We start from the raw sequence: 11,718 nt of genomic DNA on the forward strand, positions 1-11,718 counted from the left end.
CCGACGATCATCCCATGCACGCCCGGAAGTTAGGCTGGAAGGATGGGATGGGCATCGGACGTACGAAAGGCACGAGGGCTTCTGCGCCGAGCGCTCGACAATCGCCGGGCCGTGCAGACCGTGCGAGCACGGCTCGCCGCCGCTCCTCCGCACCGCCCCGGGCACGCCAAGATCGCCGTCTACTTCGCGGACGGCGCGGTGAACATGTACCAGATGCGGCAGTGGTACAAGCCCCTCGAGAAGCTCGCGGAAACGTGGCCCGTCGTCATCCTGAGCCGCACGGCGACGGGCGCTCGAGCGCTGCTGGAGGAGACCGACCTCCCGGTGGCCTTCGTCCCGACGGTCCGCAACATCGAGCAGTACCTGGCGACCCAGGACATCAGGGTCGTCTTCTACGTGAACCAGAACACCCGCAACTTCCAGATGTTCCGGTACGGACGGCGCTGGCACGTGTTCATCAACCACGGCGAGTCCGACAAGATGTACATGACCACCAACCAGTTCAAGGCGTACGACTACGCCTTCATCGCGGGGGATGCGGCCCGCGAGCGGCTGGCCAGGGTGCTGTGGAACTACGACCTCGATGCGCGCACCATCGCGATCGGGCGCCCGCAGGCGGACCACTATTCCGGTGCGCTGCCCTACACGCCGGACGAGCGCACCGTCGTCCTCTACGCGCCGACGTGGGAGGGTGATCGTCCCTCGGCCCACTACGGCTCGATCGTGACCCACGGCGAGGCGCTGGTGGCCGCGTTGCTGGCATCGGGGCGGCACCGGCTGATCTACCGGCCGCATCCCCGCAGCGGAGTCGTGGACCCGGAGTACGGAGCCGCGAACCGGCGGATCATCGCCGCGATCGCCGCGGCGAACGCCGCGGACCCGACCGCGCAGCACGTCTTCGACGACGGTCCGCACCTGGGCTGGCAGTTGTCCTCGGCGGACGTCGCCATCGTCGACATCTCGGCGATGGTGTACGACCGTCTGGCAGCCGACCGTCCGCTCCTGATCACCCGGCCGAGCGACGACCGTGCGATCGTCGACACCCACGGCTACCTGTCCGCATGCGAGTGGCTGGATGCGGACCGCGCGGCCGACGTCATCACCGAGACGGACCGGGTGCTGAACGATCCGGAGTCGGTGACCCGGCTCGCGTACTGGGTGCGCCACTACTTCGGGGACACCTCGCCGGGCGCGCCCACCGCGCGGTTCCACGCCGCTGTGCAGCAGCTCATGGACGAATGGGAGCGCTGGAACCGGCGTTCGCTCGAGCAGGCGGACGCCGCCCCGGAGGTCGACGAGTCCGAGGGTGCCGAGGCCGAGCTGGACACCTGACGGCCGGGCCGGCTGCGGCGTCCGATCAGTCGTGTGACTCGGCCGGCTGCTCCGGCTCCGGCGCCTCGGAGCGGGAGCGGCGGGTCAGCGCGCGGCGGGCATCGCCGGCGGCCGAACCGGCCCGACGCCCCGCGGCGCCGATGCTGCGGACGGCCCGGCCCGCTCCGCGCGCGGCGGCGCCCGCTGCTCCGACCGCCGCGCTTCCGGCGCGGACGATCCCGGTCCCGGCGAGTCGCTCGATCGGTGCCGCTCCCGGGCGGGGTTCGAGTTCCGCCGGCAGCATCTGGGGCGGCATCCCGAACGCCTGGTGCGAGGTGGTGATCACGCGCCGGCCGAGGATGTGGTTGCCGGTGCCGCCGACCGCAGCGCCCACGCCGAACGGCAAGGCCTTGCCGAGCCAGGAGGCGCCGCCGCGGGCGGCGAAGCGGTGCAGGAAGGATGTCTTCAGTCGATCGACGAGAGGCCCTACGGCGACCCGGGGGAGCGTCTTCGTGATGAGTTCACCCCAGTAGGCGTCTCGGCCGGGTCCGCGTCCGCTGGCCTGTCTGGCCAGTTGCGCGACGAGGTCGATGCCCTCCTTGCCCAGAAGGAGGGTGAGCACGAGTGCCCGAGCACGGTCCGGGTCGTCGACGGGCATACCGTGCACCTCTGCGACGGACTGGGCGAAGAGGGTCGTCGCCTCCAGGAACCCGAGGGTCTCCGCGCCGCTGAGGGCGAGGGTGATCCCGGTGCCGATGCCGGGAACGACGGCGGTCGCGCCCACGGCCGCGCCGCCCGTCGTGACCGCGGCGAGGTAGCGGCGCTCGAGGATGCGCACGATGTCCAGCGTGGAGGCGTGCGGGTGCCGGAGACGGATGCTGCGCAGGTGCGCGAGGACGACGGGTCGCTGAATGGCCAGCACGCGGTCCAGGGCGCGCACCGTCAGCGGGTGCTCGGGCGATCCCTGCGGCGGCAGTCCGCCGCTCCAGGGCGCGTCGTCCGGGAGCGAATGGATGCGGTGCACCTTCTCAGTCACGCCGCGATCCTAGGCCTGGCGCCTGGGTGAGGGCTGGCGCCGGGCGGAGAACACGAGAGCCCCGAGCCGGCGGACCGGACGGGGCTCTCGTGGATGTGGGGGAGTCAGACGAACTGGTTCGCGCGCTCGAGGTCTTCGGCGAAGTCGACCTCCACTGCGTACAGGTCCGAGATGTCGAGCGGCTCGAGGAGCAGTCCGTCGTGCTGGATCGCGAGCTCCAGGCCGCGCTCGAAGTAGTCCTGGTCGCCGACGCGGGACAGGTGGTGCATGAACGCACGCTTGTCCTGCCGGGCGATGTAGTTGATGCCGACGGCTTCACCGATCCCGCCGCGGACCGTCTTGGAGAGCTCCTTGATGTGGCCCTCGGGAGTGACGGTGTACTTGACCTCTTCGTCGCTGACCTTGGAGGTGTTCACCGTGACGAACGACTGCTCGCGCTCGATGAGCTCGATCGCGCGGCCGAGCACGCGGGGGTCGAACACGACGTCGCCGTTCATCCACAGCACACCGGAACGACCGGTGGCGTTCAGCGCCCGCAGGAGGCTCTTCGAGGTGTTGGTCTGGTCGTAGCGCTCGTTGTAGACGTAATCGGCGTCGGGGAAGGCATCCACGATGGCCTCGGCGCGGTAGCCGACGACGGTCGTGATCTGGGCCTCGTCGCCGAATGCGGCGCGGATGTTGTCGTGCTGCTGGCGCATGATGCTGCGTCCGTCGCTGAGCTCTGTCAGGGGCTTGGGCAGGCTGCGCCCCAGGCGGGAACCCATGCCTGCGGCAAGGATCACGGTCTTGAGTCTCATCTGCATCTCCTGGAGTTCTGAAGCTTCACGGTCGGTTCACCGACACGACACTCCTTCGTGCTTCTTTCCATGGTAGCCAGAGCACCTGGGAGAGCACCTGGTCAGGTGCCCGAGCTGTGGAAAACGGCTGATTCGTTGTGCTTTCGTGACAATAGGACATGAACCTCTTCGCAGCGGGGTGTCGCGTCGCAGGTGGTTGGTACCGTTGACCGATGACCGACTCGACGCCCGGCTCCGACGTGCCCACGACGCCCGATCACGGCGTCACGTCGAACCTGTCCGAGCCGGAACCCAGCCGGGGCTCGCATGCCGCCCCGTCGATCGAGACCCGTCCCGATCCGGGCCCCCAGAAGCCGGCCGGCACGCCCAGGAAGTCCCCGCCGCGGAAGAAGAAGAGCGCCCCGGCGAGCACGGACCCCACGGCACAGTCCGTGACGGATGCCGGTTCATCGAAGGAGACGTCCCGGGCGGATGCCGAGGCGGGTCCGGCCGCCCCGGAGCAGACGGAGCCCGCGACCGGGCGTCCGGCGGCGAAGCGCCCGGCCACGAAGCGCCCGGCCACGGCGAAGCGGCCGGCGTCCGCTCGCTCGACCGCGAAGAAAGCGACCCCGCCGGCGGAGAAGACAGCAGTGCCGGACCGGGAGCCCGCCTCGACGCCGAAGACCGCGGATTCCCGCGCGGAGCCGGCGAACCCCGCGGCGGCCGGCGTGGATCTCGTCATCCCGCCCCGGCCACCGCTGCCGCCCCGGGCACCCGTCGTCCCCCCGCTGCCGCCCGTCCCGGCTGCCGTGGCGGCGCAGGCGGCCGTGTCCCGGGGAACGGCCGACACCGCACGTCCCGCGGGGGAGGGCGAGCAGGAGGCGGCCGACGCGGCGGTCCTCGATCCACGACCGGCAGACGCGATCGAGCCCGAGGTCGCGTCCGCCGAGACGATCGAAACCGGGAACGCTCCCGCGGCCCCAGTCCAGCCCGAGCCCGAAATCGAGGCCTCGCCCGCGCCCGAGCCCGTGGTCGTACCCGAGCCCGAGGTCGTACCCGAGCCCGAGGTCGTACCCGAAGTCGAGCCCGAGCCCGAGGTCGAGCCCCAAGTCGAGCCCGAGGTCGAGCCCCAAGTCGAGCCCGAGGTCGAGCCCGAGGTCGAGCCCGAGCCCGAGCCTGAGGCCGCACCCGAAGTCGAGCCCGAGCCCGAGTCCGCGCACGAGGGCGACGTCGCCGTGCCGGTCGTGCTGTTCTCCCCGGTGGACACCGCCGACGACACCGAGGTACCGGCCCCGCCGGCGCTGCGGGTCTCGGGACTGCGCAAGGCGTTCGGGGGGACGACGGCGGTGGACGGCATCGACCTCGTCGTGCCGGCAGGCTCCTTCTACGGCTTGGTGGGACCCAACGGTGCGGGCAAGACCACGACGCTCTCGATGATCGCGGGGCTGCTCCGCCCGGATGCCGGCGAGATCCACATCGCCGGGGTCGACGCTCGCACGAGGTCCCGCCAGGCGAAGCGCCTCGTGGGCGTGCTGCCGGACCGCCTGCGCACGTTCGACCGTCTCACCGGGCGTCAGCTGCTCGCCTACAGCGGCATGCTGCGCGGGCTCGACCCCGCGACCGTCGACAGGCGGGTGGCGGATCTCGGCCGCGCCTTCGACCTGACCCAGGCGCTCGGTCGCCCGGTCTCGGACTACTCGGCCGGCATGACCAAGAAGGTGATGATCGCGGGCGCGCTGATCCATTCGCCGCGGTTGCTGGTCCTGGATGAGCCCTTCGAGGCGGTCGATCCGGTCTCGAGCGCCGTCATCCTGGACATCCTCTCCACCTACGTCGCCAACGGCGGGACGGTACTGCTGTCCAGCCATGGGATGGACCTCGTCGAGCGAGTCTGCACCGGCGTCGCCGTCATCGTCTCGGGACAGGTGCTCGCGGAGGGCACGATCGACGAGGTGCGTGGCACGCAGACCCTGGAAGAGCGTTTCCTCGATCTGATCGGCGGACCGAACGAGGTGGAGGGCCTCGAGTGGTTGCACACGTTCTCCGACTGAGGCTCGCGCTGCTGCTCGGCGCGCTCCGCGGCGACCCCCGTGAGCGTGTCCGCACCGTCCTCGGCCTCGTGGCCGTCGTCATCGGCGTGGCCCTCGTGTGCGTCGGGATCACCCGTCTCGGATCGCTCTCCGATGGTGCGGCCTTCGTCGTGACGGTGCTCAGCGGTTCCGCCATCGCGCTCGGTTACGCCTTCGCCGCGCCCGTCTCGGGCACCTCCGATCAGCTGGACCCGCGCCGCTTCGCGACGCTGGGGCTGTCTCCGCGGCCCTTGGCAGCGGCGATCCTGCTCGCGGGAGCGATCAGCGTGCCCATGCTCGCGGTCGCCGCCGTGGCCATCGCGCTCGGCGCGATGTGGATCGGACGCGGCGCGGGCGCAGCTGCCGTGATCGGGCCGGTGCTGGGTTTCCTGACCTGCCTCCTGCTGGCTCGCGTCGGAGCGGCCGTCGGCGCCAACGTCACCGGCGAGCGACGTTCCCGCGAACTGACCGGGATGTTCCTGCTGGCACTGCTGATCGTGCTGGTTCCCGTAGGCGTGTTCGTCGCCTCCCTCGACTGGGGGGACCGGGTCCCGCCACAGCTCGAGACGGCGGCCGACGTCCTGGCGTGGACGCCACTGGGGGCGGCGTGGTCGCTGCCCGCTGTGGCCGGTGACGCCATCGCTTTCGCGGTCTCCCTGCTCGTCGCCCTGCTGACCGTCGGGCTCCTGGCCGTCGCATGGTTCGCGCTCGTGAACCGGGCTCTCACGACGATCGAACGTCCCGTCGTGGAACGTGAGCGCGGCGGTATGGGCTGGTTCACGGTGATGCCCGCCACCCCCGGCGGCGCGATCGCCGCGCGGAGCCTCATCTACTGGTTCCGCGACCGGCGGTACGCGGTCAACGTGCTGGTCGTCCCGGTCGCCGCGATGGCGACGACCGTGCCGTTGCTGATCGCCGGTGTGCCGCCGGAGATCGTGGCGCTCGTGCCGATCCCGCTGATCGCCCTGTTCTTCGGGTGGTTGCCGCACAACGACGTCGCCTACGACTCGACCGCCGTATGGCTGCACATCGCGTCCGGCGTCCGGGGCGTGTCCGATCGGATCGGCCGCCTCGTGCCGATCCTGCTGATCGGCATCCCGACGTTCGCGGTCACCGTCCCGCTGGCGATCGCGGTGAACGGCCGCTGGGCGCATCTTCCGGCGCTGATCGGGGTGACCGCCACCCTGTTCCTGTCCGGGCTCGGTCTCAGCTCGATCTCCTCGGTATGGCGTCCCTACGCCGTGTCGCGACCGGGGGACAGCCCGTTCCAGCAGCCGCAGCGCACCGGCTCCTCGGGTCTGGCCGGACAGGCGTTCGTCATGCTCGGCACGCTGCTCGTCAGCATCCCGACGCTGTGGTGGGCGTGGATCGCCGTGACGGCGGACCCGTCCTACGGTGTCGCCGCCCTCGTGGCGGGTCTCACCACCGGGGTCCTCGTGCTCGGGGTCGGGCTCGCCGTCGGCGCCCTCTTGTTCGAACGCCGCGCGGGCGTCCTCATGGAGTTCGTGGAAGCCGCGTACTGATCCTCCGATGCGGTGCCGAATGCGACGCTCGCCGGTAGACTGACCAACCATGAGTACGCCTCTCGACAGCCCCGACCAGGGGGGACTTGCCACCCTCGACCGCGAGCTCGAGGAGCTCATCCGCGAGGAGAGCATCGAGCCAGGCGATCATGAGCGCTTCTCGCATTACGTCAAGAAGGAGAAGATCCTCGAGTCCGCGTTGACCGGCAAGCCGGTCCGCGCGCTGTGCGGGAAGAAGTGGACGCCCGGTCGCGACCCGGAGAAGTTCCCGGTGTGCCCCTCGTGCAAAGAGATCTACGAGTCGCTCCAGAAGTGACATCCGACCCTGCGCCGTCGAGGGATCGATCGGCGGGGGTCAGACGACGTGCGTCGGGATCGCGGGTCCGGAGCGGCTGAGCCCGAGCGCTCGCACCGGCAGCTCGGCCCGAACGGACAGATGATGGGCGCGCGCGGCACGAACCCCTTCCGGGCCCTCGAAGCCGGGCATGATCTCGCCGGAGCGGATGAGGTCGACCTGCAGAGGGCGCGCATCGGGATGCTGCGCAGCGGTGGCGAGCGGCTCGAACCCGTCGGCGACGGCCACCACCTCGGCGGTCGCCGTGCCCTCCCGGAGGCGGCGGAAGGCGGACTTGCGTCCTCCGGTGGACGCCTTGTCCGCCGACGCCTTCGCGACGGAAACCCAGCCGCCGTCGGCGTCCTGGCGGGCGACGAGCTTGTAGACCATGCCGGCGGTCGGTGACCCGGATCCGGTGACGACCGAGGTTCCGACACCGTAGGCGTCCACGGGAGACGCGGCGAGTGCGGCGATCGCATACTCGTCCAGGTCGCTCGTGACGGTGATGCGGGTATCCACGGCACCGAGATCGTCCAGGTGGGCGCGGACGGCCGCCGCCACGACGGGGAGATCTCCGGAGTCGATGCGCACCCCGCCCAGGCCCGGACCGGCGACCCGGATGGCGGTCTCGACACCGGTGCGGATGTCGTAGGTGTCGACCAGCAGTGTGGTGTCCAGTCCCTGCGCGGCGATCTGAGCGCGGAAGGCATCCTCCTCGTCGTCGTGGAGCAGCGTCCAGGAGTGCGCCGCCGTGCCCATGGTCGGGATCTCCCAGGCGCGGCCGGCCTCGAGGTTGCTCGTCGCTCCGAACCCGGTGATGTAGGCCGCGCGCGCGGCCGCGACGGCGGAGCGCTCGCCGGCTCGCCGGGAGCCCATCTCCGCGAGCGGTCGGTCTCCCGCTGCGATCGACATCCGCGCCGCCGCGGTCGCGACGGCCGAATCGTGGTTCAGGACACTCAGTGCCAGGGTCTCCAGGATCACCGCCTCCGCGAACGTGCCCTCCACCGTGAGGATGGGCGAGCCCGGGAAGTACAGCTCGCCCTCGCGGTACCCGGTGAGGGATCCGCTGAAGCGGAAGGACTCCAGGAAAGCGATCGTCTCGGCATCCACGACCCGTCCGTCCCGGAGGAAACGCAGCTCCTCCTCGCCGAAGCGGAAGTCCGCGATGAGGGAGAGGAGGCGGCCCGTTCCGGCCACCACTCCGAAGCGCCGTCCGCCGGGGAGGCGTCGCGCGAAGAGTTCGAAGACACATCGCCGGGAGGCGGTGCCGTCCCGCAGCGCGCCCTCGATCATGGTCAGTTCGTACCGGTCGGTCAGCAGGGCCGTGGAGGCGGACATGGGAGACACCCTATCGAGCGCGGGTAGGGTTGATGCTCGTGGACGACGCACCGATCGGGATCTTCGACTCCGGGGTGGGAGGACTCACGGTCGCCCGGGCCGTCTCGCAGATGCTGCCGCGGGAGTCCCTCCGGTACATCGGCGACACCGCCCGATCCCCGTACGGTCCCAAACCGATCGCGGACGTGCGCCGGTACAGTCTCGAGGTCCTGGACACCCTGGTCGACGAGGGCGTCAAGATGCTCGTGATCGCCTGCAACACCGCGTCCTCCGCCATGCTCCGCGACGCGCGCGAGCGTTACGACGTCCCGGTCATCGAGGTGATCGGCCCCGCGGTGCGCACGGCGATGTCGACCACCCGGAACGGCCGGATCGGTGTCATCGGGACCGCGGGAACCATCGGGTCCGGGGCCTACCAGGACATGCTCGAGGTGAACCCGGGCATCACCGTGTTCGCCGAGGCCTGCCCGCGGTTCGTGGAGTTCGTCGAGGCGGGTGTCACCGACACGCCCGAGGTCCTCCGGGTCGCCGAGGAGTACCTCGCACCGCTGCGGCATGCCGGCGTCGACACGCTCGTGCTCGGCTGCACGCACTATCCGTTCCTGGAGGGCGCCATCAGCTACGTCATGGGGGAGGGCGTGAGTCTCGTCTCCAGCGACACCGAGACGGCGAAGGACGTCTACCGTCAGCTGGTGTCCCGCGACCTGCTGGCCGGGCCCGACGCCGTCGCCCACCACACCTACGAGGCCACGGGGTCGTCCGCGGACGACTTCATCACCCTCGCCCATCGACTCATGGGACGCGAAGTGCGTTCCGTCCAGCTCGTGCAGACCGGCGCGATCGACCTGCCGCGCTGACTGCCCGGCCCACCCGAAGGAGTCCCATGTCAGAGATCACCCGCGTCGACGGCCGTACCGTCGATCAGCTGCGCCCCGTCACGATCGAGCGAGGGTGGAGCGCCCAGGCCGAGGGCTCGGCGCTCATCTCCTTCGGCGGCACGAAGGTGCTGTGCACCGCGTCGTTCACGAACGGCGTGCCGCGCTGGCTGACGGGCAAGGGCAAGGGCTGGGTGACCGCGGAGTACGCGATGCTGCCGCGGGCCACCAACAGCCGCAACGACCGCGAGAGCGTGAAGGGCCGGATCGGCGGTCGCACCCACGAGATCTCCCGTCTCATCGGCCGGGCGCTGCGCGCGGTCGTTGACACGAAGGCGCTGGGCGAGAACACCATCGTCATCGACTGCGACGTGCTCCAGGCCGACGGCGGCACCCGCACCGCGGCGATCACCGGCGCCTACGTGGCGCTCGCCGACGCGATCGAGTGGGGACGCGCGAAGAAGTTCATCGCGCAGAAGTCGACCGTGTTGCTGGACTCGGTCTCGGCGGTCTCCGTCGGCATCATCGACGGGGAGCCCATGCTCGATCTCGCCTATGTCGAGGACGTGCGCGCGGAGACCGATATGAACGTCGTCATGACCGGCCGGGGTCTGTTCGTCGAAGTGCAGGGGACAGCCGAGGGCGCCCCGTTCGACAAGCGGGAGCTCGACGCCCTGCTGCAGCTGGGAGCGGACGGATGCGCCGACCTGCGCGACGCCCAGCTCGCGGCGCTGGCCGACGGCGAGGACGCCGCCCGATGACGTCCCGGATCGTCCTGGCCACGCACAACCCGCACAAGGTGTCCGAGTTCCAGGCGATCGTCGCGGAGACCCGCCCGGACCTGGAGGTCGTCGGCTACGACGGACCCGAACCGGTGGAGGACGGCGTGACGTTCGCGGCGAATGCGCTGATCAAGGCGCGGGCGGCGGCAGCCCACACAGGGCTTCCGGCGCTCGCGGACGATTCGGGAATCTGCGTCGACGTACTGGGCGGAGCGCCCGGGGTGTTCTCCGCCTACTGGGCGGGACACAAGAAGGACGCGAGGGCCAACCTCGATCTGCTGCTCGACCAGTTGTCGGATGTCGCAGACCCGCACCGCGGGGCGCAGTTCCGTTCCACGATCGCCCTGGTCGTGCCGGGCGGGGACGAGCACGTCGTGGAGGGCGTCTGGCCGGGGCGGCTCGCCCGTTCCGCATCAGGCAGCGGCGGCTTCGGCTACGATCCGATCTTCATCCCCGACGGTCAGCCCGCCGGTTCCGAACGTTCGGTGGGGGAGTGGACCGCCGAGGAGAAGAACGCACAGTCGCATCGCGCGCGGGCGTTCGCCGCGCTGACGCCGTTGCTCGCCTCGCTCTGACCCGGCACCGGGGAGACCCGCCCGGCGGAAGCGCACGCGGTCGGTCCTCCCGATCGCAGCGACGGACCGTCGACTCTGGTCGCGCGCGCTGGTCGTGACCCGCGTGTAACGAGAATCAGACTCGTTCCCGACAGTCCTCGCACGGTCCCCGCTCCCCGGCGCGGGGCCTAGCCTGGGATCATGCACGACCACGCCTCCGGAGGGGGATCGCTGCGCAGCGCCGGCAACCGCCGCCTGCTGGCGATCTCGCTGGGCATCACCTCCACGGTATTCCTCGTCCAGGTAACCGGAGCGATCCTCTCCGGCTCCCTGGCGCTCTTGGCCGATGCGGCGCACATGTTGACGGATGCAGCGGCCCTGGTGATCGCGCTCATCGCCAGCGTCGTGGCGGCGCGACCCGCGAACGACCGCCGGACCTTCGGGTATCAGCGCGCCGAGGTCTTCGGTGCGCTGATCAACGGCGTCATCCTCATCGCGCTGTCGCTGTGGGTGGCGATCGAGGCGATCCTCAGGCTGATCGAACCGGGCGAGGTGGAGGTCGCCGGTGGTCTCATGCTCGTCGTTGCGGCGATCGGGCTCGTCGCGAACGGGGCGGCCATGTGGCTGCTCAGCACGGCGCAGCGCACCAGCCTCAACGTGCGCGGGGCGTACCTGGAGGTCCTCGGGGACCTGCTGGGATCCGTCGCGGTGATCGTCGCGGCCGTGGTGATCCTGACCACCGGGTGGCTGCCGGCCGATGCGGTCGCGTCGCTGCTCATCGCCGCGATGATCGTGCCCCGCGCGATCGGGCTGCTCCGGGAGGTCGCGTCCGTGCTGAGCGAGGCGACTCCTGAGGGCATGCACGTGCGGGAGATCCGCGAGCACATCCTCGGCACGCCCGGTGTCGTCGGCGTGCACGACGTGCACGTCTGGCAGCTCACCCGCGGCGCACCGGTGTTCTCCGCCCACGTCGTGGTGGACGCGCAGTGCTTCGCCTCGGGCCGTGCGGACGGGCTGCTCACCGATCTCCAGCAGTGCCTGGCCTCGCATTTCGACGTGGAGCACTCCACGTTCCAGCTCGAACCGGCCGGGCACGTCGAGCACGACGCGCACGCCTGAG

The 11,718-nt window shown here is 70.7% G+C and carries 12 protein-coding genes; 8 read left to right on the forward strand and 4 right to left on the reverse strand.

Translation table 11 applies throughout. The features are described 5' to 3' along the window. The first annotated feature begins 42 nt into the window (after window positions 1–42). A complete protein-coding gene (locus tag F6J84_RS05870; protein ID WP_150972150.1) occupies window positions 43–1,332 on the forward strand; it encodes a CDP-glycerol glycerophosphotransferase family protein in 1,290 nt (429 codons plus the stop codon). A gap of 25 nt (window positions 1,333–1,357) precedes the next feature. On the opposite strand, the gene F6J84_RS05875 is transcribed toward F6J84_RS05870, so the two are convergent. The 3 genes from F6J84_RS05875 to F6J84_RS15675 all read right to left on the reverse strand — a co-directional run bounded on the left by F6J84_RS05875 (window position 1,358) and on the right by F6J84_RS15675 (window position 3,865). Then, window positions 1,358–2,347, reverse strand: coding sequence for a hypothetical protein (locus F6J84_RS05875; protein ID WP_150972152.1), 990 nt, complete (start codon window positions 2,345–2,347; stop codon window positions 1,358–1,360). A 104-nt stretch (window positions 2,348–2,451) separates the two neighbouring features. Then, window positions 2,452–3,144, reverse strand: a complete 693-nt coding sequence (locus F6J84_RS05880) for a phosphocholine cytidylyltransferase family protein (protein WP_150972154.1) — start codon at window positions 3,142–3,144, stop codon at window positions 2,452–2,454. Window positions 3,145–3,400: 256 nt separating this feature from the next. Next, a complete protein-coding gene (locus tag F6J84_RS15675) occupies window positions 3,401–3,865 on the reverse strand; it encodes a hypothetical protein (RefSeq protein ID WP_238702610.1) in 465 nt (154 codons plus the stop codon). Between F6J84_RS15675 and F6J84_RS05885 the strand changes: the two genes are divergently transcribed. The 3 genes from F6J84_RS05885 to F6J84_RS05895 are packed head-to-tail and all read left to right on the forward strand — an operon-like array spanning window position 3,852 to window position 7,031. Continuing rightward, window positions 3,852–5,174, forward strand: a complete 1,323-nt coding sequence (locus tag F6J84_RS05885) for an ABC transporter ATP-binding protein (RefSeq protein ID WP_238702612.1) — start codon at window positions 3,852–3,854, stop codon at window positions 5,172–5,174. The genes F6J84_RS15675 and F6J84_RS05885 overlap by 14 nt on opposite strands. Continuing rightward, window positions 5,150–6,715 carry a hypothetical protein gene (locus tag F6J84_RS05890; RefSeq protein WP_150972158.1) on the forward strand — a complete coding sequence of 522 codons (1,566 nt, stop codon included), beginning with the start codon at window positions 5,150–5,152 and terminating at the stop codon, window positions 6,713–6,715. The genes F6J84_RS05885 and F6J84_RS05890 overlap by 25 nt, the downstream gene beginning before the upstream one ends. A 49-nt stretch (window positions 6,716–6,764) precedes the next feature. Continuing rightward, window positions 6,765–7,031, forward strand: a complete 267-nt coding sequence (locus F6J84_RS05895; protein ID WP_150892175.1) for a DUF3039 domain-containing protein — start codon at window positions 6,765–6,767, stop codon at window positions 7,029–7,031. Window positions 7,032–7,070: 39 nt separating this feature from the next. On the opposite strand, the gene F6J84_RS05900 is transcribed toward F6J84_RS05895, so the two are convergent. After that, window positions 7,071–8,387, reverse strand: coding sequence for a nicotinate phosphoribosyltransferase (locus tag F6J84_RS05900; RefSeq protein WP_150972160.1), 1,317 nt, complete (start codon window positions 8,385–8,387; stop codon window positions 7,071–7,073). A gap of 38 nt (window positions 8,388–8,425) precedes the next feature. On the opposite strand from F6J84_RS05900, the gene murI reads away from it, so the two are divergent. From murI to F6J84_RS05920, 4 genes are all read left to right on the forward strand, one after another. After that, a complete protein-coding gene (gene murI / locus F6J84_RS05905; protein WP_150972161.1) occupies window positions 8,426–9,244 on the forward strand; it encodes a glutamate racemase in 819 nt (272 codons plus the stop codon). A 26-nt stretch (window positions 9,245–9,270) separates the two neighbouring features. Continuing rightward, on the forward strand, window positions 9,271–10,023 hold the full coding sequence (gene rph / locus F6J84_RS05910) for a ribonuclease PH (RefSeq protein ID WP_150972163.1): 753 nt from the start codon (window positions 9,271–9,273) through the stop codon (window positions 10,021–10,023). Next, a complete protein-coding gene (rdgB, locus tag F6J84_RS05915) occupies window positions 10,020–10,619 on the forward strand; it encodes an RdgB/HAM1 family non-canonical purine NTP pyrophosphatase (protein ID WP_150972165.1) in 600 nt (199 codons plus the stop codon). The genes rph and rdgB overlap by 4 nt, the downstream gene beginning before the upstream one ends. Window positions 10,620–10,799: 180 nt before the next feature. Further along, on the forward strand, window positions 10,800–11,717 hold the full coding sequence (locus F6J84_RS05920) for a cation diffusion facilitator family transporter (protein ID WP_150972167.1): 918 nt from the start codon (window positions 10,800–10,802) through the stop codon (window positions 11,715–11,717). The last annotated feature ends 1 nt before the right edge of the window (window position 11,718 follow it).

The sequence above is a fragment of the Microbacterium caowuchunii genome (assembly GCF_008727755.1).
In the GTDB taxonomy this organism is placed as follows: domain Bacteria; phylum Actinomycetota; class Actinomycetes; order Actinomycetales; family Microbacteriaceae; genus Microbacterium; species Microbacterium caowuchunii.